Source organism: Rhizobium sp. AN6A (assembly GCF_900215635.1).
Taxonomy (GTDB): Bacteria; Pseudomonadota; Alphaproteobacteria; order Rhizobiales; family Rhizobiaceae; genus Agrobacterium; species Agrobacterium tumefaciens.
Map to the genome: position 1 here is coordinate 223,377 of NZ_OCNC01000001.1, position 23,593 is coordinate 246,969.

General features: G+C 54.9%; 21 protein-coding genes and 1 pseudogene. 10 read left to right on the forward strand and 12 right to left on the reverse strand.

The features are described from left to right. Positions 1 to 195 precede the first annotated feature (195 nt). Positions 196 to 669, reverse strand: coding sequence for an Lrp/AsnC family transcriptional regulator (locus tag CRO62_RS01030; RefSeq protein WP_097098815.1), 474 nt, complete (start codon positions 667 to 669; stop codon positions 196 to 198). Between the two features lie 102 nt (positions 670 to 771). Here CRO62_RS01030 and CRO62_RS01035 point away from each other — a divergent pair, with 102 nt between their 5' ends. After that, positions 772 to 1,317, forward strand: a complete 546-nt coding sequence (locus tag CRO62_RS01035) for an RBBP9/YdeN family alpha/beta hydrolase (protein ID WP_097098816.1) — start codon at positions 772 to 774, stop codon at positions 1,315 to 1,317. Between the two features lie 669 nt (positions 1,318 to 1,986). Here the strand turns inward: CRO62_RS01035 and CRO62_RS01045 are convergent. After that, entirely contained in the window at positions 1,987 to 2,508 is a 522-nt protein-coding gene (locus CRO62_RS01045; protein ID WP_038496953.1) for a MarR family winged helix-turn-helix transcriptional regulator, read from the reverse strand. Between the two features lie 46 nt (positions 2,509 to 2,554). Here CRO62_RS01045 and CRO62_RS01050 point away from each other — a divergent pair, with 46 nt between their 5' ends. Both CRO62_RS01050 and CRO62_RS01055 read left to right on the forward strand, forming a co-directional pair. Further along, positions 2,555 to 3,760 carry an MFS transporter gene (locus tag CRO62_RS01050; RefSeq protein WP_173865429.1) on the forward strand — a complete coding sequence of 402 codons (1,206 nt, stop codon included), beginning with the start codon at positions 2,555 to 2,557 and terminating at the stop codon, positions 3,758 to 3,760. Between the two features lie 85 nt (positions 3,761 to 3,845). Beyond that, complete coding sequence (locus CRO62_RS01055; RefSeq protein WP_323455417.1) at positions 3,846 to 5,147, forward strand: MFS transporter; 1,302 nt, start codon at positions 3,846 to 3,848, stop codon at positions 5,145 to 5,147. Positions 5,148 to 5,170: 23 nt separating this feature from the next. On the opposite strand, the gene CRO62_RS01060 is transcribed toward CRO62_RS01055, so the two are convergent. Next, entirely contained in the window at positions 5,171 to 5,971 is an 801-nt protein-coding gene (locus CRO62_RS01060; RefSeq protein WP_097098818.1) for a helix-turn-helix domain-containing protein, read from the reverse strand. Between the two features lie 35 nt (positions 5,972 to 6,006). Then, on the reverse strand, positions 6,007 to 6,579 hold the full coding sequence (locus tag CRO62_RS01065; RefSeq protein WP_097098819.1) for a glutathione binding-like protein: 573 nt from the start codon (positions 6,577 to 6,579) through the stop codon (positions 6,007 to 6,009). Positions 6,580 to 6,643: 64 nt separating this feature from the next. On the opposite strand from CRO62_RS01065, the gene CRO62_RS01070 reads away from it, so the two are divergent. Next, a complete protein-coding gene (locus tag CRO62_RS01070) occupies positions 6,644 to 6,904 on the forward strand; it encodes a hypothetical protein (RefSeq protein WP_373694505.1) in 261 nt (86 codons plus the stop codon). A 504-nt stretch (positions 6,905 to 7,408) separates the two neighbouring features. Next, positions 7,409 to 9,076 carry a methyl-accepting chemotaxis protein gene (locus CRO62_RS01075; protein ID WP_272448208.1) on the forward strand — a complete coding sequence of 556 codons (1,668 nt, stop codon included), beginning with the start codon at positions 7,409 to 7,411 and terminating at the stop codon, positions 9,074 to 9,076. A gap of 358 nt (positions 9,077 to 9,434) precedes the next feature. Here CRO62_RS01075 and CRO62_RS01080 read toward each other — a convergent pair whose 3' ends face one another. Together CRO62_RS01080 and CRO62_RS01085 are read right to left on the reverse strand one after the other, a co-directional pair. Then, the gene (locus CRO62_RS01080; RefSeq protein ID WP_097098821.1) at positions 9,435 to 10,151 is read right to left on the reverse strand and encodes a GntR family transcriptional regulator; all 717 of its coding nucleotides are present in this window, start codon (positions 10,149 to 10,151) and stop codon (positions 9,435 to 9,437) included. Positions 10,152 to 10,795: 644 nt separating this feature from the next. Beyond that, positions 10,796 to 14,185 (reverse strand): autotransporter outer membrane beta-barrel domain-containing protein, encoded by a 3,390-nt coding sequence (locus tag CRO62_RS01085; protein WP_143539367.1) that lies wholly within the window; start codon positions 14,183 to 14,185, stop codon positions 10,796 to 10,798. 661 nt (positions 14,186 to 14,846) lie between these two features. Between CRO62_RS01085 and CRO62_RS27435 the strand changes: the two genes are divergently transcribed. Further along, entirely contained in the window at positions 14,847 to 15,083 is a 237-nt protein-coding gene (locus CRO62_RS27435) for a hypothetical protein (protein ID WP_323455418.1), read from the forward strand. Between the two features lie 149 nt (positions 15,084 to 15,232). Here the strand turns inward: CRO62_RS27435 and CRO62_RS01095 are convergent, their stop codons facing one another. Beyond that, positions 15,233 to 16,234: a sensor histidine kinase gene (locus CRO62_RS01095; RefSeq protein ID WP_097098823.1), complete on the reverse strand. Its 1,002-nt coding sequence runs from the start codon at positions 16,232 to 16,234 to the stop codon at positions 15,233 to 15,235. Between the two features lie 388 nt (positions 16,235 to 16,622). On the opposite strand from CRO62_RS01095, the gene CRO62_RS27135 reads away from it, so the two are divergent. The 4 genes and pseudogenes from CRO62_RS27135 to CRO62_RS27450 form a co-directional block, all read left to right on the forward strand. Beyond that, a complete protein-coding gene (locus CRO62_RS27135) occupies positions 16,623 to 16,769 on the forward strand; it encodes a hypothetical protein (RefSeq protein WP_179784425.1) in 147 nt (48 codons plus the stop codon). After that, positions 16,753 to 17,055, forward strand: coding sequence for a hypothetical protein (locus CRO62_RS27440; protein ID WP_323455419.1), 303 nt, complete (start codon positions 16,753 to 16,755; stop codon positions 17,053 to 17,055). The genes CRO62_RS27135 and CRO62_RS27440 overlap by 17 nt, the downstream gene beginning before the upstream one ends. A 38-nt stretch (positions 17,056 to 17,093) precedes the next feature. Continuing rightward, positions 17,094 to 17,456: a DUF1837 domain-containing protein gene (locus tag CRO62_RS27445; RefSeq protein ID WP_373694504.1), complete on the forward strand. Its 363-nt coding sequence runs from the start codon at positions 17,094 to 17,096 to the stop codon at positions 17,454 to 17,456. Next, positions 17,429 to 17,670, forward strand: a pseudogene (locus CRO62_RS27450) (hypothetical protein); the annotation flags it as partial. The gene CRO62_RS27445 and the pseudogene CRO62_RS27450, both read left to right, overlap by 28 nt. A 77-nt stretch (positions 17,671 to 17,747) precedes the next feature. On the opposite strand, the gene CRO62_RS01105 reads toward CRO62_RS27450, so the two are convergent. The 5 genes from CRO62_RS01105 to CRO62_RS01125 form a co-directional block, all read right to left on the reverse strand. Further along, positions 17,748 to 18,512, reverse strand: a complete 765-nt coding sequence (locus CRO62_RS01105; protein ID WP_097098824.1) for an IclR family transcriptional regulator — start codon at positions 18,510 to 18,512, stop codon at positions 17,748 to 17,750. Positions 18,513 to 18,724: 212 nt separating this feature from the next. Beyond that, on the reverse strand, positions 18,725 to 19,858 hold the full coding sequence (locus tag CRO62_RS01110) for an ABC transporter substrate-binding protein (RefSeq protein WP_179784426.1): 1,134 nt from the start codon (positions 19,856 to 19,858) through the stop codon (positions 18,725 to 18,727). A 156-nt stretch (positions 19,859 to 20,014) separates the two neighbouring features. Next, positions 20,015 to 20,743, reverse strand: a complete 729-nt coding sequence (locus CRO62_RS01115; protein WP_097098826.1) for an ABC transporter ATP-binding protein — start codon at positions 20,741 to 20,743, stop codon at positions 20,015 to 20,017. Then, positions 20,740 to 22,512, reverse strand: a complete 1,773-nt coding sequence (locus tag CRO62_RS01120; protein ID WP_097098827.1) for an ATP-binding cassette domain-containing protein — start codon at positions 22,510 to 22,512, stop codon at positions 20,740 to 20,742. The genes CRO62_RS01115 and CRO62_RS01120 overlap by 4 nt, the downstream gene beginning before the upstream one ends. Beyond that, positions 22,509 to 23,558: a branched-chain amino acid ABC transporter permease gene (locus CRO62_RS01125; RefSeq protein WP_097098876.1), complete on the reverse strand. Its 1,050-nt coding sequence runs from the start codon at positions 23,556 to 23,558 to the stop codon at positions 22,509 to 22,511. The genes CRO62_RS01120 and CRO62_RS01125 overlap by 4 nt, the downstream gene beginning before the upstream one ends. Positions 23,559 to 23,593: the final 35 nt, after the last annotated feature.

Below are 23,593 nucleotides of genomic sequence, written 5' to 3' on the forward strand. Positions count from 1 at the left end.
GTCCTACTCTTCAAAGCCAGCCACGCCCGCGAGAAAGATCACAGGGACTTCCGCAATGCTTTAACTCGCTTAGGATCGAGTGAGAAATACGCCCTTCGTCGATGGTTGGAGGTGCTGCATCCAGGACATGCCTGGATTCAAGAGCTTCAATCATGCTGACCGTCTACTTGGAGCAGAACTCCAGGCTTTGGGCAGCTAGCTTTTCAGTAGCTTCCGTCCAATACGCTTAACCGGCTCGCTGCGCAGAACAATCGCCGTAGTGACCGAACCATAGCGAGCAACCGCATCGACAATGCTTTCCAGCTCGGCTGGTGTGGGCACGATCACTTTCAGATGGAAGCAGTCCTCTCCAGTCAGCCTCAGGACCTCAATGACCTGCGGCATCTCGGAAAACTGCTTCAGGCAAGTTTTGATGTGTTCATGCGTGGTACGCAGGCGGACGATCGCCATCATTCCAAGACCTACCGAAGCAGGATCGATGACAGCCCTGTAGCCGTTGATGATGCCTCGTTCTTCAAGCCGTTTTAGACGTTCGGACGTGGCCGGCTGAGAGAGGCCGACCCTTCTTCCAAGCTCGGAAACGCTGATGCGCCCGTCGTCCTGCAATATTTCGATCATGGAAATGTCCGTTGGATCGAGTTCGGGACGGGTGTCGAGATGCTTTGTCATGACCTTGAATCTATCGGTTTTCGGAGCTTTTCTCCGATGAATGCCTATTTTTCTCGTTCTCGTAAATGCCCATGATGGGGGCGAACAACGAAGAGGCGCAGTATGACAGAAATCATTCATTTGCCGGGTATCGGCAATTCCGGCAAGCTCCACTGGCATACGCTTTGGGAGGATGCCGATCCCTCCATACGCCGTTTTGCCCCGACAAGTTGGGATGACCCAGATCTTTCCGACTGGATCGCGGCGTTGGAGGAAGCCGTGCGTGCCGCGCAAACGCCGCCCATTCTGGTTGCCCATAGCCTGGCCTGCCTGCTCGTCGCCCATTGGCATCACGTTTCTGATCTGCCAATCAGAGGGGCAATGTTGGTCGCCGTGCCTGATCCGGCATCTCCGGCTTTTCCCCCACAGGCGATAAGCTTTGCAGGCGCACCTGAGACCAAATTCCGATTTCCCTCTCTCATCGTGGCAAGTACCGACGATCCCTATGGCTCGCTGCCCTATGTCCAGACCCGAGCAGAGCTGTGGGGTAGCGATTTGACGATGATTGGCGCCGCTGGCCATATCAACGGCCAAAGCCAACTCGGCGATTGGCCAGAAGGAATGGCGCTTCTGAGAGACTTTCTGATCCTATCAACGTCCCAGATATGATACTTATGGTCGAAACGAAGATCAGTGGGCTTCAGGAGACTCTTAGCCGCCAGGTCTCCGCATGCCTGGCTTCATGCCATCGGGGCATTGTCCTTGATACACGGCCTTGACCGTAGAAATCAGCTGATCGTCTTTTCCACCTATTCCCTGAAACAAACTCACGGAAACAAAGTGGTAACGGCTTTTGAAATCCCCGTCATAGGTGACGGTAAGTTTTACCTTGCCGGTCATCGAGGATTGGCAGTTCGCCTCAATTTTCCGGGACCTAAGCTTACCCACACTATTGGACACAACACACTCCTGCGCGAAATTCGACCAGATATCTGTCTCCACGAAGTTGGTAAGAGTGTCATCGACGCACAAACTCCCCTTTACCAGGCGATTGTCCGGAGAGTCGAATACCCACAAGCCTAGCTGACGCTTTGGAAAGTCGTCAGCGGCGACGGCCGCGTGGGGCCATGGTGCTAGCAAAACTACAAGTGGAAGAAACTTAAGAGACATGTCATTCCAATCCATCATCTATTTTAAAGAACAGCGCCGCAGAGTGGCGCGGGCAAGCTGGTGAAAACTGGCCGTTTCCGACCTGCCGTGGCTTGCAGAATTTGAAGATAACCGTCGCAGGCGGCTCACCTCAGCAGCATGCCATCGGAAGAACCGCTTCTGGCGCACTCATCGTTTTGGCATGTCATTTAGGCTTGCAAGAAGTTTGATCGTTAGCGCATTGAACTGCTCCTGCTCAACCTTTGTTAGTCCGGCCAACGCAGTTCGTTCGTTTTCGACATGCTCTGAGAGGATCGCGTCGATCAATGAAAGACCTTTTGGCGCCAGCGCCACCAATGTGCCGCGTCGGTCTATGGGATGGCGCCGCCGCACGACTAAACCATCCCTTTCAAGGCGGTCGATACGAGCGGTCATCCCGCCCGATGAAAGCATGGCGGCTTCGTAAAGTTGGGTGGGCGTGAGTTCGTACGGTGCTCCTGACCGCCGTAGCGTCGCCAGGACGTCGAACTCCCCACTTTGCAAGCCGTGCTGCACAAAGAAAGGGTTGAGACGATCACGCATGATGATCTGCGTGATTTCTCCCAGGCGCCCCAGCAACTCCATCGGAAACGGGTCGATATCAGGACGCTCCTGCCTCCATTGCGCAGCCGCGGACGCTGCCCGGTCTAGGTCCTTGAAAACTTCCGACATAAGATATATCTCGACATTAAGATTCTTTCCATTGAGATAAAATCATATGCACAATTCAGACATCGATCAACCATATATTCGCCGGCCGGCTTGCACTTCAAACACCCTTGCAATCATCGCCGTTATCGCCGTTGCCCTGAACTTGCGACCAGCTCTCGCTGCGTTGGGTCCCGTCCTTGACCGGATTGAAGCAGCATCGGGCCTCACATCGACCGGTGCGGGCGCGCTAACGACTCTTCCGGTATTTTTGATGGGCTTGGGCGCACTCGTCGGCTCTTCCCTGCAGCGATGGATCGGGGATAGACGCGGCATTGCTCTGGGAGTGGCGATCATCGCGCTTGCCTGCATAGCGCGGCTCTTCTGGTTTTCCAGCGCCGGGCTTCTCGCCAGTGCGGCAGCATGCGGTCTCGGCATTGCTGCCGTTCAGGCGTTGATGCCGGGGTTCATCAAGCGGGTCTTCCCGTCCAACGCAGGGCGCGTCATGGGATTGTACTCAACCGCCATCATGGGGGGCGCAACGCTCGCAGCCGCGACAGCGGCTGGTTTGTCCCGTTTCGTAGGTTGGGAAGCAATGCTGGGACTGTGGGGGCTGCCTGCTCTCTTTGCCCTTGTTCTATGGCAAGGAGCATCGTCTTCGGATGCCTCCGCGCAGCGAACGGTGTCCGGTCAACCCATTGGTCGATCCCCGTCACGAAGCGGCAAAGCCTGGCTTCTGCTCATCTTCTTTGGTGTCGGTACGGGCGCCTATACGCTTGTCCTGGCATGGCTGCCACCTTTCTATGTTCAACTGGGGCGCAGCGAAGATATTGCCGGCTATATGCTTGCAGGTCTTACGCTGATGGAGGTTATCGCCGGTCTTGCTGTGTCGGTGATGATCGATCGCTTCCGCGATCGTCGGGGACCGCTGATCGCGGCTCTTTTCGCCGTTCTTGCAGGACTGACCTGCTTGATCATAATGCCACTGACTTTGGCGCTTCCCGCAATGATCCTGCTTGGGTTGGGGATCGGCGCGCTGTTTCCGCTGTCGCTGATCGTGACGCTCGACCACGCCGACGAACCGGCAAGTGCCGGCCGCCTCTCGGCCTTCGTTCAGGGAGGCGGCTACATCATCGCAAGCATGATGCCCTTTGCAGCCGGCTGGCTGCGCGGCCATTCAGATGATCTGTCACAAGCCTGGATCATGATGGCTCTCGGGATCGGTCTGCTTATCTTGCTTGCGATGCGTTTCTCTCCCGAGGAGCGCATCATTTGACCGAATTCGCGACATGGCAGGTCTCAGCGCTCTACGTTGCAAAAGTCGACGTTTCATTTGATTAAAGGAACCGGAAGTTTCGCGAATGCAGCTATGCCGCCCCGACGATGAGGCTGATGAGGGTGCGATGAAGCAGGAAAAACAACGACTGAACTACGTCCTGTTTCTGGTTGCGGGATCAGGACTGGTGACGATCGCACGCGCAATGACGCTATCGTTCCTGGCCATCAAGCTGCAACAGTCGTTCGGGCTCGGTCCTGCCATGATCGGTGCGCTACTGGGGATCGGTCCGCTGTTGGGCGCTGTCGCAGCTCCTTTCGCAGGCTCCCTGTCGGACAGGGTAGGGCGCAGAACTATGCTGACGCTCACACTGCTTTTCATGGCGCTTGCGCTGATCGGTATGGGATTGGCTGAAACCGTCATCGCCTTCTGCATTGCCCAGATCGTTGCCGCAGTCGCGCTCGCGATCTATGAGCCGATATCGCGTGCTCTGATGAGCGATGTGTGCCCGCAGCCACTGCGCCTCAAATATTTCTCATGGCGCTACACTGCTACGAATGCCGGCTGGGCCATCGGACCGCTGATCGGCATTGCTGCAGGCGCGGCCTCCACTACTCTTTTCATCATTGCGGGCGCCGTTTATGTGGCGTTCGCCGTCGCCTTGCACCTGTTGCACGTGCCCATCCATCGAAGTGATGACGTTCCTCAGGCGACCGCACCCGTCCCATTGCTGAAGAGTCTTAGCGCTGCGATCCGCGATCCCCGGCTTGCCTTCTTTGTCGGCGGCGGCACACTGCTGATGGCGGTCTATGGCCAGTGGTCAGCAACACTCGCCCCGTACCTTACGGGAAATGTCGCTGGAGGCATGGAAATTTACGCCTACCTCGTTTCGATCAACGGCGCAGTCGTCCTGATCGGGAATCCGTTCGCCCGCAGGTTCATCGAACGCGCAGGCGCTCTCAACGGCCTTGTGACCGGCTGCGTGCTGTTTGCTTTTGGGGAACTCGGCTTTCTCAGTGCCGTCGGCTTCTGGGGACTGGCAGCATCAATGGTTGTTTTTACGATCGGAGAGATTCTCGTCGTGCCCTGCGAGTACACGCTGGTCGATGGTATCTCGAACGATCGTAACAGAGGCAGCTATTTTGGTGCTCATTCATTCTCGACCGTCGGCAACTTCATCGGACCGACACTCGGCGGCGCCATGCTGGGTGCTTTTGGCGGAGCTGGCATGTTCCTGCTGTTTGCCGGTTTTGCGGGACTCAGCGCCATCTTGTTCGCCGTCGGGACAGGCATGCCGCCTCCGAAAGCAGCAGCACCGCAATCCCCGTCGGGCTCGACGGAAGCTACGATCGGACCACATAATCGCGGCGCGATCATTGTTGCATGAATCGTGAAATCGCGAGGCCGCTGTCACCTCAATAAAATTGGAGAAATTTGATTGGCGCCGTTGAGGCGCGGCTGGTCACCTGCTGGCCGTTGGGAAAAACGATTGCGGTAAGTCCAGGGGCTGACCCCATAATGCCGGCCAAATTGAAGCCTCAGGTTTTCGGCGCTTCCAAGTCCAGTCGCTCTGCCAATCTCATCGGGTGCGGTCGTGCTGGTTTCAAGCAGAATGCGGGCTTGCTCCAGTCGCTCCCTCAGGATCCACTTGAGCGGGGATAAACCGGTCAGGGACTGAAAGCGACGCTGAAAAGTGTGCTCGCTCATGCCGGCGTGGCGGGCAAGTGAACTGATTGTGTGCGAATCCTGAAGGTTGGCGAGAATGTGGTCGAGGATCGACGACAGGCGGTCAGCCTCTCGCCTCAAGGGCACGGGCCGCTCGATGAACTGGGACTGGCCGCCCTGGCGATGGCTATACATGACGAGGCGAAGCGCCACCGTATTGGCAAGTTCCGCCCCGAAATCCGACCGGACGATATGCAGACACAGATCGATGCCTGCCGAGCTGCCGGCCAATGTCAGAATGTCCCCCTCATCGACATAGAGACAGGTCGCGTCGATCTTGATAGCAGGATAGCGGTAGGCCAGGTGCTCGGCGAAACGCCAGTGCGTCGTGGCGCGGCGACCATCAAGCAGACCGGCGGCCGAGAGCACATAAGCACCCCCACAGATAGAGATGATCCGGGAGCCACCCCGATGAGCGCGAACAAGGGCGCCGCAGATATCGCCGCGCCCACGCCACCGGTCCCCATAAACGGCGACGCGGCGCACGTCCCGGTCCCTCGCCTATTCTGAAAGGCAGTTGCTCACGCCACAAACGCGACTGCGGCTTCCCGCTCCAGCGCCGCCGCGACCGAAGGGCGAATCGCAATCCGCTGCATGTAGGCTGCGACTTTCGGCCAGCGGCTGAGGTCAATGCCAAATCCCTTTATCCAGCCGAGGACTGTGAAGAGGTAAGCGTCCACGACCGTGAAGCGGTTGCCCATCAGATAATCTTGGGTCGCGAAGCGGGTTTCGATGAAATCGAAACGCCGGGTCAGCTTCGTCTCGAAGAGGTCCCGCACCGTCTCCGGCAGGTCTCTGTTGAACAGCGGGCTCGATCCAGCATGAATCTCGCTGGTGACGAAGTTGAGCCATTCCTGGAGCCGGGCGCGCTCCAGGGTGCCATTGGCTGGGGCCAGGCCCGAATCCGGCTTCAGGTCCGCCAGATACTGGAGGATCGCCGGCCCCTCGGTCAGAACGTCCCCGGTGTCGAGCGCGAGCGCCGCCACATAGCCTTTAGGATTGATGGTCAGGAAATCGCCCGGCTCCGACATGAGCTTTGTGCGATTGTCGACCCTGACTAGATTGTAGGATAGCCCCAATTCCTGAAGCAGGATGTGAGGAGGTCGAGTTCATTAGACTGACAACAATTCATTTCTGCAATGACAGAGAGTATCGGGTATGCCGACGTTCAAGCGTGCATCACCGATGCCCACACCCAGCATCCGCATTCCCGCCTTTGGGACAATGGCACAACGTCATCGCCATGGCCTGTTCCGGCAGAACGATATTCTGCGACATATTTTTGAAACGGTAGTGGAGCGATGCCTCGCAGAAGGATTTGCCGTCGATGCCAGCCTTATTGCAGCGGATCCCGACAAGCAGCGTTCGATACCAGGAGCTGAGTGGGAAGCAAAGGAGGACGCTGACCGTTCTCGATGATGCCGAATTCGGTGCGGCATCGCCAGTGACACCGAAGTTCATCTCCCCGTCTGATCCTGCCGCGAATGGACCGGCGCTCACAAAGGCACAGAGGACAACCACGCTAAAACCAACTCCTTAGCAGGAAAAGCAGAAAATGCTTATTTAGAGTTGTTTTGAATATCTCCTAAAGCATCTATTTCAACCCAAAATAAGCTTAACAACACTTTAATGTTTTGAGAGAATATTATCCTACATAATCTTGGGGTAGAGGCGCGAACGGCAGAAGCCGCTCTGAAACGCGGACAATGATATCCACCCCTTTTTTGTGTCTCGCCCTCTGTTCATGGAAGTGTCACCATGTCACTCATGCAAAACCTCCGGATCAGGACGAAAGTCCTGTCCCTGGTCCTTCCCACATGCCTGATTGGCATTGGAGGGGCTCTCTACGTCTCCAGCAACTTTAAATCCGCTGACACTGAGTACACCGACTTCATATCCAAGGATGGTAACGCGGAGATCGACATGGCGATCGCCAGCCAGCGCTTGGTTTCAATCGTCTATGACGCGTATCAGGTCTTCCTGTACGACGGTGGCACATCAGGAATGAAAAGAGCGACGGATGACTACGCGGCGAGCAAGACGAGACTTCACGAACTGATCGACAATGCCGAAAAGCTGTTGCCAGAAGAAGGCCAGACGCTTGGCGCTCTCCAGTCTCAGGCTGAATCAATCATCGAGATTACCGACAAGGCGGTAGCAGCAGGCTCGGCCAATCGCGATGAGGAAGCAAAAGCGCTGCTCGTGCAGGCTGACGAGAAGGCTGCCAAGACCATTGCTGAGATGAGAACGTGGATCAATAGCGCCAGCGACAACATCAAGAACAAGTCCGCGGAACTCTCCGACAAGACAAACGACACCATCCTGTACACCCTTCTCACCTTGGCCGGTGTGTTTGCGCTCACGCTGCTCTTGGCCGTGTTTGTTACGAAACGCGAGATCACGTCTCCAATCGAGCGTCTCCGCTCACGTATGATGTCGCTTGCTTCTGGAAAGGTCGATGAGGTCGTTCCAGGCGCTGATCGACGTGATGAGCTCGGCAGCATGGCATCGGCAGTCGCGGTCTTCCGTGACAACGCAATCGAAAAGGATCGTCTCGAAAAACAGACAGATGCTGACCGTGTCATGTCTGAAAACGAGAGACTGGAGCGAGAAAAACAGAAAGCGGAAGAGGCAGCGAACACAAAGTTCGCAGTCGATGCCCTCCGTGGAGGACTAGAAGCGCTGGCAAATGGTAATGTCTCTCACCGGATCCGGACCCCTTTCACAGGTGCGCTTGACGAGCTTCGCTCTAATTTCAACGGATCGGTCGAAAAACTCCATTCGGTTTTGAAATCCGTTGGGCAAAATGCGGCCGGCATCGATGCTGGTGCAAATGAAATCAGATCTGCAGCTGACGATCTGTCGAGACGTACAGAACAGCAGGCTGCATCTGTCGAGGAAACCGCTGCGGCGCTGGAACAGATCACCACGACCGTAAGGGACTCAGCCAAACGCGCTGACGATGCGGGCAAGCTGGTTGAGAAGGCGCGAAGCGGCGTAGAACGCTCGGGCGAATTGATGCAGGACGCCGTACAGGCCATGATGGCCATAGAGAAATCCGCAGGAGAAATGGGCAACATTATCTCTGTTATCGATGAGATCGCATTCCAGACCAACCTGCTGGCCTTGAATGCCGGTGTTGAAGCTGCTCGCGCAGGTGAAGCCGGAAAAGGGTTTGCAGTCGTTGCACAGGAAGTTCGCGAACTCGCGCAACGTTCGGCGACGGCCGCAAAGGAAATCAAGACTCTGATCGCGGCTTCCGGTTCGCAGGTTCAGACCGGGGTCAGCCTGGTAAAGCAGACTGGAAGCTCACTCGACACAATTGTCGACGAGGTCCGGGAAATAAACCGCCATGTCAATGCGATCGTCGAATCCTCCCGCGAACAGTCCACTGGACTGCAAGAGATCAACACCGCTGTCAACGTGATGGACCAGGGCACCCAGCAGAATGCAGCCATGGTCGAGCAGTCCACCGCGGCGAGCCACAGCCTTGCTCGAGAAGCCGCCGCGCTCAACCAGTTGCTAGCACAGTTTGATTTGCGTGGTGGACAAGGCTCCGACAGTGTTTTGCGGGGACAACGGGCCGCCTGAATAACGCAGCAGTTTAAGTCGGAGCGTGCCAGAAGACCATTTTGGCACCCACTCCTCTGATCATGAACAATGCACTTCGGCAAAGTTGAGAGCGGGACTTCGCTTGAACTGTGCCAATCCACGGTCTTGATAGGAATCGAACTGCTGACCCCGTGATTACACGACCGCTATGTGGTTGAAGGGCGATGTCACGTAGTTTGATCAACGGCCGTGAATGCGCTTGTCGTTAAACTCAGGCAATTGCAGCGCTCACCGCATTCCACTGCGCCATGGCGCGGATACGATGAATTCAGCGTAACGCTCGCTGCACAAATTTGAAATCAAAATTCTAATTCAGAGCTGGAATTCTGGACACCCATTACTCGATAGGTGTGAAGTGTTGAGAGGACAATGGAACCGTCAACTGTCTGCTTAACAGTCCCGGGGTCATCCAAACGACCGAAACGATAACTGTCTCTCCTACACCGGATTGAATATTGGCTAAATCCCGTATCATAGCGTCCTGGACACCAATATTTAGCAAGGTCGCAACTTCCTGGGTAGCTTTGACCGCGCTTGTACGCATTGTTAGAGCAGAACCCTCAATAGTGAGATATTCTTGAAGGTCTGATAAGACGTCTCGCCTCGACACATCAAAAATGTTCACTGGTATTTGGCGCGGCAGGTAATGATCGACGAGTATGCAGGGGGCACCATTGGCGCGGTACAACCAGCGGAGACGGCTCACTTTGACACCCCGCTTTATCTCTAAAAGAGTAGAAACATCGTCGGACGGAGCTACTTTGTCGCGGGAAATTTCTTCTAGCGTTGGCGTCATACCCGCGTCCTTGATCAGCCCCCAAAATCCGACTGTTTCTCGAGTAACGTTCAGGATGGGAGATGCAACGAATGTACCGATGCCGTGAATGCGCCGAATGACACCCTTGGCGCTCAAGGCAACATACGCCTCGCGTACCGAATTTCGGCTTAACTCAAGTTCCCTGGCAATCTCCATTTCGCCAGGAAGTTGGTTACCAACGACAAGCTTTTTTTCTCGGATGTATTCCAAGATACGTTTTGACGCCGTCCCAGTCATTTATGCTGCCATGTCGTTGTTTAACTCATCTTCAGTTTCGAAAAACAATCCAGGACATCGGGTCGACCGCCTTACGTTCTAGAATCCTTGCCTGTTCCGCCTACAAACGGAGTTGTGGACGTTAGCCCTTTGACGCCGATAAAACTTTCCGGCGTTTATTATAGGGGCGTCTATACATTGGGGGCTCCTCCTGTGGGAGATCAGTCGGCAATGTTTAGGCTTGTTTCCCTTCACTAATTCACAATCAGCATACTGCCTTTTTGTCAACACCGAAGCGTTTTCGTAGACTTGTCTCGATTCCTGCCCTTGTGGCAACGAGCGTTCAAAATAAGGGGGGCGACGGCGCGCTGTGATTTGCGTGTCTGTACAGCAAGCCAGGCGCAGACATAGAAGCTCACAGCTTGCCATTCGTCTCTATTCAATAACGGAGCCGATGCTACCGGCGCCAGATGGGGTCAGCTTGTCGCTTACAGTCCAGACGTTAGCGCAAAGGGATAGGCCAAGCAGCGAAAGAGATGTCTCCCCAATGGCGGGCCATCGGGAGATGATTGCGCTGTCCCAGTATCAACGTGTGCGGGTCTCCACACCACGGCTTCTTGCCAAATTTCACTGTTCGATGGCATCTCTGCGACGTGTGAATGCGATTACCACTTCACGCGGAACCCGACGGTACCCTTGTATGAGTAACTGTCAGCAAAGGCACTGAGGCTGGTGTTAATGCTGCCTTCGGCATAGATCGAATATTTATCGTTATCCCAGTTGTAAGAGCCGCCCAGCCCGATCCCGCCCCAAAGCTTCTCGTTGCGACTGGTGAATCCGGTGCCAGAAACATCAACTCGGGTCCCATCGAGGAACTCATAGTACAGATTGGAGATACCGTAGACATTGGCGCGGTTCAGAAGGCCATCGTCATTGTACCATGATGTCTGGCGTTCAACAGAAAGACCAAGGCGACCCTTGAGGCTTTCGCCCCGGTCGAGACTGACACGGGCGCCAAACACATCATCGAAACTGTCAAAGTCGACATGGGAGTAGCTCAGTTGGGCCTGAGGCGTTACAGACCAGTTCTCATCAATCGCGATCCGCTTGCCAGTTTCTGCCGAGAACGAATAGCCAAACCCGTCATTGCTGCCCTTAAGCCCGGTATTGGCCAAGTTTGAACTCAAACCGCTATTATACCACGTCGCCTGGGTCTGACCGTCAATGTAAAAGCCATTTTCGCCATACCAGGTCAACGTTCCCCCAAAGCCATAACCATTGGTCGAGATATCGCCATTGCCATAGATCGAGCGCGTATCAGCCTTGCCATGCACATAGTGAACTGTCACTCCACCGATCAGCGTGCCGCTTTCACTTTCGGAAAGCATACCATCAACGCCTGCCTGCATGAGGAAGGTATCGAAGCCGTAATCGGTCGATGACGTGGATGCACGCGGGTTGATGCGGTGATGCTCACCTCCCATGCGACCCCAGACTGCATTCTGTTCGATGAACTGTCCGCTTTTTGATGGTGACGCGTTAGGGGCCGGCTCGTCAGTACCCTCTGCAACAACGTGATTACCTGCATTATTCCAGTATCGGCTGCCGACGCGCTGCTGCAGCGTGGGCACGCTATTCAAGCCCAGCAGCAGCTGCGGATAAGCTTCATACGTCGGAACACCAGGCTGATAAAGCGGCGTATCAGGTTCTATGGAATCAACCGGTTTAAGCTGGGAACGAAGATACCAGTCACCGTCATCAGGTGTCGATGTGCCGCCCTGGTAGAGCCGGTAGCCATAAGCACCACCGACAACTGCTTGTTCACCTTCGAAGACGTAATCGCCCAAAAGCGAGAATGTGCCTGCCGAAATACCAGCGACATCAATGATCTTAATACCTTCAACAGTAGGAGCGCCGCTGCCACTTATATTAGCCACCTTCACACTGGAATTACCCGAAGTATCTCCTGATACGACGAGTCTGTCAGTCGACGATTCGTCGTCACCAAGTACAGTGTTGAACAAGACTGTGCCGCCCCCGCCTCGGTAATCGCCCGCAAGCGTCAGGGTGGCGCCCGGCACTCCTGCAAAGGTTATGATACCGTCATTTTGCAGCGAAGCGATCGTCTGATCAAAACCATTGAGGTCAAGTGTTCCACGCGCGTTAACCACATGATCGGAATTCGAACTGAACGCACCACTGAGACCTGCCCGCAAGGTGCCGGCGTCGATCGTCGTCATTCCTGCATAATCATTCACGGCAGTAAGTGTTGTCGCGCCAGAATTAACCTGATTGACGTCCAGATTGCCAGTAAGCTTCGGCAAAAACCCAATGTCATCGCTATGGTTGAAATTCAACGTCGCGTTGCCTCGCCGCCCAGTGATCACAGCAGTATCAATGAAACCCGAAACACCACCGGTTCCAACATTGATTACACCGGTACCCGAATACCCGGCGACATCAATGAATTGCGCAGAAACCTTACCGTTGTTTGCGACAGTTAAAGTGCCATTTCCGGTATACGCGACCAGCATCGATCCGATAACATTCAAATGCGAACTGCTATCACTGACAAGGATACTTCCATCTGGAGACGAAAGCCCTATATTGACGCTTTGCGCTTCGACGTAGCCACCCTGTGTAATAGTCAATGAACCTTGCCCGCCAGAACCAGCTGTCAAATTATTATTGACAATCCATTGTGATCCGCTTCCCGACACCTCCACATGCCCGACGGTTCCAGGGCGGTTGCCGATAAGAGAAAGCCCACTGGTAACTAGCCCCTGATCATAAATGGATAATGAGCCTTCATTGTAATTGCCGACAAAGAATGCACCTGTGTTCTCCCATGTCGCTCGATATCCACCGCTCGTTCCATGGACCGATGCCGAACCAACTGCGCCTGTTGGAAACACCGTATTTCCGCCATCAGCCGGAAGCTCAACAATACCCGTGTATCCACCGATCACCGTGGAGCCACTCTTTACCAGAGCACCTTCCGCAATATCCAACGTACCGGTGCCGAAATCGCCGAGTCTGATCTCCCCACCGGCGTTCAGGGTTGACCGATAGCCCGAGCCTAAATTAACGCCTGCGATATTTACTACGCCCACGCCTCCCACGGAGGTTCCTATGGAAACATTTCCTAGGCTTCCACCAACGCTCACGAGGGCTCCATCCGCGACTGTCAAACTGCCTTGGCCGCCCGGCCGACTAGCTGGCGAATATATGTCACCTCCCAGATATAATCGTCCCGTATTGACCCACGTTGAACGCGATCCTGATTGCGAAACTCCGGAGACCAAAGCCTCGCCCGAGCTCCCTTGGAATGTTCCTATAAATCCATTTCCATTTTGAAGATAACCGCCGTCTGCTATCGACAGGCTCCCATTTCCATAGTGACCAACGGTAAACCCTCCTGCCACCGTCCACCTCGATCCATCCCCCGAAATGCCGAAAGAACCGGATGTATTGTTTTCAAAACCTACGAAAACGCGACCCGTGTTGGCAACGCCCCCCGCGGTAGCAGAGGCTGTACCGCTGGCCAGTGGACCCGAGTTACTGTTGCTGAGATTGGCACCGATTAGCACGCCTGATCTTGGTCCCGAGGTATGCGTCCAGGTTCCGGCATTAACGGGCCCGATGGCAGCGCGCGTTTCCGTCGCACATTCACTTGGGACGTAAACCGTGCTGCAACCACCAATTTCGCCATTGCTACCAGATAGTGAGACATTCTGGGCCTGCGCGTTCAGGGAAAACAAAATCCCGAGCACAAATGAAGAAGCCGATAAAAACAGATTTGAAGTGCATTTGGCTAAAATAGTGCCACGTTTCCATCCCTCGTCGCTTCGCTCCACCAATGTTTTATCTGTGTTATTCTCGAGTTTTATACTTTCATCACTTTTCATAATGATATTCCCACTCTCCAGAAAAAACCCCCAATGTGGCACTGCTCGAATTGCATCCCGCTTGACTGCTTTAGAGCAACCAAAGGTTGCTAAATATTTGATATGCACTTTCAAAACATCGTCATCAACTATATGTTGGACGTCCAACTTCTTGTCTGGCTGGACATGTACGACGTCCAACCTCTAATGTAAAGCAACTTTGTAGCGGACACTCAGGCTGGGGTCAGAGCAAGGTCTGCTCCAAACCGTACTGCAACGATGAACCGAGAATGAACGTCATGCTGCGCGGAGTATTTTGCCTGGCAACCTCAACGGCTTGAAGCCTTCGGCCATCGGTTTTAGGGGTCAGAACAAGATTAGTGCGAAATGGTACGTTTAGATGAGAAAACGATGATCGAGATCGACATTCCCCCCCAAAACTGGGCACTCCTGATGCATTTCTCCCTAAAACCTAACGTTCGAGCAGATGGCAAACTACGGAAAACATGCACAATTTCGGCTAGCGTACGATTTCGTACTAATCTTATTCTGAGCCCTGCTTGTCTCGAAGTGACGCCTTAACGACGATTTCCCGTGTTGTCATAGCAGTGGCTCCTCGACCAGTCGCAATTGGCCGCTGCGCAAAGGTCAGGAATATCTTAATAGCGCACCGATGCAGCGCAGGCCGTTTCACACAACGCTGTCTCCGCTAGCAACCGGACCGAGGGTGAAGAACTAAACCTTTAGACAAGAGTTACCTCCTCTTGACCTCGCCGTGTGGACACGATTGAGACCAAAGGCGTGATGTAAGATGGCCTTGATGACAGGCATGCACAGACTTCTTGTCGTTGAGGATGAACCGCTTATTCGGCTGACCATCATTGACGCTCTGGAAGACGCGGGGTTCGATGCGGTCGAGGTGTCGAATGCCGATGAAGCCGTCCGTATCATCGACGGTCAGACCATCCACTTCCTTTTCACGGGCATTCAAAGCCCGGTCGGTTATCTGGGGTGGATCTCGCACACGCCGTGGCGGAACGATTTCCTAAAGCGGGAATTATCGTAGCGTCAGGCAGAATAAGGCCCGAGGACATAGATCTCCCTGCTGGCGCTCACTTCTTTGCGAAGTCCTACAGCAACGATAACGTCGTTGACCAACTAAACGCATGGACGGGTCGACAGCTATAAGGTTCGCAGAACCAAGCATTTCAATCTCTACTTGGCAAGTTTCTCAGCGCTCAGTTTCAACACCACCAATAGCCCTTTCTCAGACCAGTCGTAGGTGATCGTCCCGCCTAGTTGGCTCGAGACACTGCGATTGAGCAGCTTGCTTCCGTAACCCTTTTCGCCATCGGGTGGCTCTACGACCGGCCCGCCTCGCTCCGTCCAGGTCAAGATCACTTCGCCTTCCTCGGTTGATCCGGACAGATCAAGAGCTCCAGTATCCTCCGACAAGGCGCCGTATTTCATAGAGTTTGTCGCCAGCTCGTGGAAGATAAGCGCCAGTGAAGTCGCGGCTGCCTCCCCTACTCCCATGCGTGGCACGGCAACCCGAATGCGCCCTTTGAATGCCCCGAGATCCTCATATGGCGCCAGCAGAACGGATAGAAGGTCGCCCAGAAGAGCGGCATGTCCTTGTGAACCCGGGATCGGGCGCACGAGGTCATGTGCTCTTCCGAGTGCTGCCAGCCGGGCTGTTAATTCCTTCGCCATTTCCTTAGCTGTTGCCGTCGACTGCGAGGTTATGTTGGTGAGGCCCATGGCAATCGCGAGGAGATTTTTCACCCGGTGGCTCATCTCGCCAGCCAGCAATTCGTTGCCTTCTTCAGCCTGCTTGCGGCCGGTCACATCGAGGAATACTCCGAACATCTGCCCCTCGTGCAAGGCGGTATCGTCGCCCAACCCGCGCGCGGATACCCATCGAATTTCATTGCTCACCATGATGCGGAAATCGATCTCATATGATCCGACGATCCCGCGCGTTGCCGTGAATGCAGCGCGCACCCGGTCGCGGTCGGCTGGATGAATGTGGGCCGAGAGGTCCTCAAACTTGACCTCGCCGCTTTTTTCCAAGCCCCATAGCTCGAATCCCTTTTCGTCCATCGCAAAACGATCATTGGTGACGTTCCATGACCAAAGGGCCACTCCTGCTGCATGGATGGCACGACGAAGGTTTTCCGGCTTCCAGAGCGGATGATTAGGGTCGCTAAACGGCACTGATGCATCTCCATGAACGGTAGGTTATTTGGTATCGAAAAATCACGAAGATTTCGTTTTATCAGGCTGAGCTACGATCCTCAGTGGAGCACTGACTACCCGGCCACTTCACCAACCAAAGCCAAGGTGGCTCGGGCTGAGAATGTGCAGCCAAGTCCGTCCCACAGCAAAGTACATAGTGGTCAGATAAAGCAAAGCAGTATGACGATCGTCACCGATGACCGCAAGGTAGTTTACGGATGCTTCAGTCCCCAAGGCCATGAAGATGCACACGAATTAAAAACATCAGCGTTTTAGCTTTGCATCTTCCAAAAGTAAATTATGCCGGATATCTAATGTGCGGTCGTGTTAACCAAAGCCAGATTTGGTCGAGTTAAAGGAGTACGAGTTGAGCGACAATTCCATCGCAACGACGTCTTCCGTTCAGCCGGAACTCGACTTCCTGTCCGGATCAACCGAGGAAGGCGAAGTGATCTTGACCTGGACGGAGCGAGGCGGGCCGGTCGTAGAGCCACCCGATGACGAAGCGACATGAAAAGCACGCCAAGGTCGCTTATGACGAGGGTGTGGATATCGGTTACAAGCACTTCGAAAAGGACAGCGGCAACATCCTGTTTCCGTTCGGCCACAGCCTGAGCCACGGCAGTTTCCACTACCGCGACCTGAAGATCGGCGACTGGTCGCAAGACGAGGGGCTAGCGATTGAATTAACGATCGAAAAGAGATCCAATCCCGTCGCAGCTCTCCATGAAAAAGCAAGAGCCGTGTTCACCGACCTCGCCAAGACCGAGGACGGCGGGAAATGCTTCTGTTCCTTCTAGCAGAGCGTTTCTTAGGCATCCCACATGTTCTCTGTAAGATGGACCTCAAGACCTGGGGCGAATCCAAAGTCTACAAGGATCCGACTGATGCGATCTGGGACTGCCTCAACTCGCTGGCGCCATTTCTAATCGAAGAAGATCGTCTCGGTTCATCACGGCAGCGAGATCTAGTGCTTTTGAGCGACAAGGCAGATCTTGGCGATCCGGAATTGTCAGCAGCCTTCCGCCGCTTCTTCGACATAAGCTCGCCCATGTCGAACAGGGTGGAGTATTGCGGCGTAGCGTTGGTCGGCTTCGGTGCCGAGTTCTATCCTGCAAATGATGGACAGGGTGTGTTGGACGATATGGTGACTGCCGCGAAGAGCTTCTTTAGGCAATCGTCTCCAACAATGATAACCTGAGCTACGGCAGCATTATCTCCGTGTACACAGGAGACGATGAATCCGTGACCGTACTGACAGACGACCATGGACGAATTGGAGCAGATGCTCAAAGACGCCCGCCGCTCACCCCAAGAATGGAAAGAGTTCCTCGACAGTTTCGTCCGACGACGTGTTGCTCGCCGCTCGCATCAAAGCAAAAAGGACAGCCACCAATCTAGTTACAATCTGGTAAGCGCCGGCCGGCCAATAGTCGTTTAAAACAACCTCGTTTGTCAGCGCCTTGGATGTGGATTGAAAAGATTTGTGAAGTCAAGAGTTCGAGAACTGTCTTTGGGCGTTTTGAAGCGTTTCAACTATTTTGCTATCCAAGTCCAAATTGTAACGCGATGCGGGTACGGCGACGTTGATTGCACCCACCACACTGCCATTACGTTCTAACGCGACCGCGACAGCGGTGATCCCTGCTACATATTCGCTGAACGTGCGGGCAATCCCTGTCGCTCTAATTTCGCTGATTTCGGACCTCAATTTTGAAGCGCTGGTTATGGTACTCTCGGTATATGCCCGCAATTCCGCTCTTTCCAAGTACTTGTCGAATTCCTCATCGTTTAGCTTCGAAAGCAAAATCTTACCGCATGAATTGGCATATATGCGGACGCGCTCGCCAACCTGCATACTGTAGGACAACGCCTTCTGCTGGTACGATTCGGTTTCAATGCACTCCACCATGTCGCCGCGCATTTCGTAGTAGCCCGAAGATTCCTTCAGCGCGTAGGAAATCTGCTTGAGGAGTGGACCGACTAAGTTAGTATTCTTTGAGGACTTCCAGATCCGGCTCGCCAAGCGTTCGCTCGCCAACCCCAATTGAAATCCACCCCGTCCGCTGACATGTTCCAGATAGCCCTTCGCGACCAAAGTGGAAAGCAACAGCGACAGAGAACTGCTTGGAATTTTCAGCTCCCTGGCGATCTCGTTGAACGCTATTGGCTGACCCACATAGGCGATCAGTTCAAGGACTTCGAGCGTTCTGTTGGCCGACTTTACGGCAGGCGTCTGTTCTCTCGACTTAGGCACGTATTGCTCCCAGAATCAAAGCCGCAACCTTCGGAAGGAAGGCTCTGTATACTTTCGTATAAGATGCAGAGTCTATTGACGCTTTAATACGGGATCGTGAATGTTCGTCAACAGCGTCATCACTACGCAAGACACCGCCGTCCTGCATAGCGATACCGACCATAGCGAAATGGAGAGTGACAGATTCCGGTCAATTTCCAGTCAGCAATCTCTCAATTCGCCAATACCCATTTTCCATCGCTGATTCTCAGCATGATTATCGAGCGCTCATCAAGGCCGTATGGGTTCCCTTCGCTGAAGTTGTAGATGCCGCGCGTGCCGATCAAATTCTTCGTGTTGTAAAGTTCGCTACGTAGCGCATTCCGGAATTCCTGAGTACTTGGCTTGGTCGTCGCAAGGGCGCGCGTTGCAATATCCCTCAGGATAATTCCCGCATCGATACCGCCGGAGGCTTGGCCGTCCAGAGATCCGGCACCGAATTTGGCTTCGAAGGCGGCCACGGCCGGAAGCCCTTCTATCTTGACGGGATTATCGTCCGGCAACATCGGTAGTGCCAAGGCCAGGTAACTGGCGGCAAGAACGTTGTCTGGGACGTCGCCGAGCAGCCGCAAAAAATCGGGACCGATGACGGCATCCGTGTTGTAGATTGGCTTTGTGAAGTTCCGTTCGATGAGCGAAGTGTTCGGCAGCGCTGCAGGGCTCGCTGAGGCGCCCACCATAACGGCGTCCGGATCCATCGCAATCATCTTCAGAATCTGACCACTGACGCTTGTGTCCGACCGGGCGTAACGTTCATCACTTATGATCTCGATCCTTTCCTTAGCGGCCAGCCTCGTAATGTTGTCGTACACAATGTCGCCCCAAGTGTCGCTGTAACCGATATATGCAACACGCTTCACGCCTTTCCTTTTCATGTCGGCAATGACCGCGCCCGCCCACGCTTCGTTATTGCCTAGGACATTCGCAAACCAGCGCGCCTTTTCACCCTTCAATTCGATGGGTGTAACCGAGATCATCGGCACCATGAGCTCCGTCACTACGGGCGCAGTCGCGTAACCTGCCGGAGCACTGCCGGGCCCAACGATGACGTCCACGTTGCTTTCAGTGGCAAGCTTGCGCACATTGCGTACTGCCGCAGACGGATCGCTACCGTCGTCTAGTACGATGTAGCGAACAGGCTCCCCGCCTATCTCCTTGGGCGCGAACTCCAGTCCCCGTTGCACCGATAAGCCCAGCCCGGCGGCGGGACCGCTTAGAGGTAAATTTACCCCCACTACAATTTCGGCCAGAGCCGGATTAGAATACAACACAATCGCACCTGCGATAGCAGCAAGAAAACGTCTCATTCTCTTAATCCTCCCAATGTGAAGTCCCATGGCGGACCCCAGCCACTTCACTTAACGCGCGCCTCCACGACAACGCTCTCATTAAGTTGCACACGCGCAGGCAATGCGACATGCAACCCGATCACTTCGACATGACCAGCGACGTCCGCCCCCATATCAGAAGGACAAAGCGGATTTTCCGAAATACGTCTCCACGACCCTGGCGTCACTAACCATGGTGCTTGCCGACCCATGGAAAGAAAACTGGCCCGACTCCATCACATACGCGTAGTCGGCGATTTCCAAGGCCGCACGCGCATTTTGCTCCACCAACAAGACGGAAACGCCCGTATCGCGCAGACCGACAATCATCCGAAAGATCTCTCGTACCAGCAGAGGAGCCAGACCCAAGCTGGGCTCGTCCAGCATCAGCAGTCTCGGCTGGCTCATGAGGGCGCGGCCGAGCGCCAACATCTGACGTTCGCCGCCCGATAGGGTCCAGGCAAGCTGATCTCGCCTTTCTGCAAGCCTCGGAAAGCGGTCGTAGACCTCGGCAAGTCGCTTGCGGTAGCCCGCCCTGTCCCGCCGCATCGAAAATCCCCCGAGGAGCAGATTGTCGGCAACCGTCATTGAACCAAACAACTCCCGTTGTTCCGGCACCAGGCAAAGCCCCTTTTCAACACGGTCCTCGGTGTCGTTGCCATGGAGCGATCTGCCGTCGAAACGGATCGCGCCAGTCGAAGGCCGCAACCCGGCGATGGCAGCCAGCAAAGTAGTCTTGCCCGCACCGTTCGCGCCGACGATTGTCACGACGGCGCCGCTTGGAACCTCGAAGTTCACACCGCGAACGGCAAGGACCTCTCCGTAACCGATCTCAATATTGGAGACGTCAAGTATTATGCTCATACCGGGGCTCCCAAATAGGCGTCTTGTACGTCTGGATTGGAGCGAATTTCTGCCGGCGCACCGTCAGCAAGCTTCCTGCCGAAGTTGAGCACGACAATATGATCCGCCAAGCTCATCAAGAACTCCATGTCATGCTCGACGATTAGGATGGTCATGCCCTCTGAACGCAGCGTGGAAAGCAGTTTCGCCAGATCTGACTTCTCGAGTTGGCGCAGTCCAGCGGCGGGTTCATCGAGCATCAGCAATGATGGATCCGCGGTCAGGGCACGCGCTACTTCAAGGATGCGTTGCTGGCCAAGTGGAAGGCTCCCTGCGAGTTGGTGGGAGCGGTCGCCAAGACCGACGCGTTTGAGTTGCTCCAAGGCCTCTTCCCGCAGGATTTGTTCTTCCTTTCGATCAAGCTTTAACAATCCTTTGATCGCACCAGCTCTGGTCCTTGAGTGACCTCCGAGCATCGTGTTCTCGAGCAGGGTCATGGCGGGCCTGAGCTTGACGTGCTGGAAAGTACGCATCATGCCTGCCCGGACGAAGGCCAGGGTGTCGCTGCGGCGGAAATCGCGCGAGGAGAACAAAATACTGCCGCTCGTGGGCTGCCGTAGGCCGGAAATCATATCAAAGGTCGTGCTTTTGCCAGCTCCGTTGGGACCGATTATCCCCAAAATCTCCCCGGCATGCACATCGAAGCTGACATCATCAACCGCTGTCAGGCCTCCGAAGCGCCGTGTCAAATTGCTTACCCGGAGCAGCACCGTTCCAACGGTTGGCATGCGCCGCTTCGGAAAACGCTCTGCAGGGTTGGATTGAGAGACGTGCCTACGCTCGGCGGGCAAGAATGCGCCTAAAAGCCCAACCACACCGCTCCTGGCGCGCTGCAAAAGCACTATGAAAATGAGTCCGTAGACTACCACCTCGACGTTACCCGACGAGGCGGTGAAGAGCGGCAGCACGTCTTGCAACACGGTGTTCAGCGCAACGATTGCGGCGGCTCCGATCGCAGCACCCCAAATGGAGCCGACGCCTCCCACGACGGCCATGAGGAGAAAAATGATGCCATCCGAAAGTTCGAACGGAGCCGGGCCGACATAGCGCTGCATATGGGCATATAACCAGCCCGCAAGTCCAGACAGCAACGCTGCTGCAACGAAGACTTTCAGGCGGGCGTGGAAAGGGTCTATGCCAAGGCTTTTTACCAAGGCGTCGCCACCCCGCAAAGCCTTGAAAGCTCTGCCTTGGCGCGATTGCAGGAGATTAGACGCACCCCACATCGCGAGGGCCAAAAGCATCAGAACCAGATAGTAAAATGGGGTCTGTTGTACCAACGAGTATCCGAGTATTGAAAGTGGCGGAATATCACTGATGCCAGAGTTGCCGCCCAGACCCGGGATGTTGCTGAATAGAAGGGAAATCGTCACACCCCAGGCAATGGTGATCAGCGCAAGAAAATGACCTGATAGACGAAGACTAATCACGCCGAGGATCAAGGCTACCACGGTGCAGTTCGCGAGTGCTCCAAGCAAGCCAAACCAGGGCGAGAGGGCGAATGTCGTCGTCATCACGGCAGTCGTATAGGCTCCTATCCCGACGAACGCGGCTTGGCCGAGCGATATGAGGCCGGCAGCGCCCGTTAGCAACACGACACCCAAGGCGACCAGCGTGTAGATACCGATGAAGCTAAATAAATTGATATAGAAGTTGCCGAGCATGAACGGGACGGCAACCAAGATCAAAAACACGGACGCGACCGCCGCGACGCGCTGCCTAGCATTCATGATTCGTCCTCCACTTCATCGTCTTTGGGCGGGGCCAGCAGATAGCGCACGATCACGATGGGTATCAGTGAAGCGAAGACTATGACGTCCTTGAAAGCGCTGGAATAAAAGGAGGAGAATGCATCTATGAGGCCAATAATGAGAGCACCGGCAAGTGCGAGGGGATAGCTTACGAAGCCACCCACGACAGCGCCGACAAACCCTTTCAGGCCCACCATAAAGCCGGTGTCGTAGTAAATGGTCACCATTGGGCCGATCAAAACCCCGGACAGGGCTGCTAGCCCGGTCGCCAGAAGGAAGGACAGTGAACCTGCCCGACGTGTCCGGATGCCGACGATGCGAGCACCGACCGCATTCACGGCGGTCGCCCGCAGGGCTTTGCCCATTAACGTGCTATTGAAGAAAAGGTAGAGTAGGCCGACTATGCAGACCACGCTGCCAAGAATCACAACGGAGAGCCGCGACACATCGGTGAAACCGACATCGAACGATCCAGTTACATAGGGCTTCGTGCGGTACCCCTCCGCGCCAAAAAACAGGAGTGCCAGGCCCGAAAGCACGAAATGCACAGCGACGGCAGCCATTAGAGTTGTGAGTAGGGAGGCATTGGCCATCGGCTGAAATACCACCCGATACATCAGCGGTCCAAGCGGCAGGATCAGCGCTATCGTGAGCGCGATTTGGATGATCATTGGCAGTTGGAGGGAACTGAGCCACACGGCACAAATGACGGGAATGATGGGAAGAACGCCGTAGACTGCGATGGCACGCGGCAACCTGCTCGAAAAGCCGCGACGCACAAGGTCGAAACACTCCATCAAAACAGCAAGAATGGCCAGACCTACTACCAGCCACACCATCCCAGGTAATTGATGTCCTTGAATAGAGGCCAGCGTCAAGGCCGAGTAGGCAATGAGATCACCGAAGCTAACGAGCACTACCCGACTTACGGTAAAAAGCAGCACCACGCCTATCGCAATTAGAGCGAAAATGGCGCCGTTGACCACACCGTCTTGAAATAGGAAAATGGCAATATCGAAGCTCATCGGAAGCCACCGCCTCGCAGAGTGTAGCCAGCCAA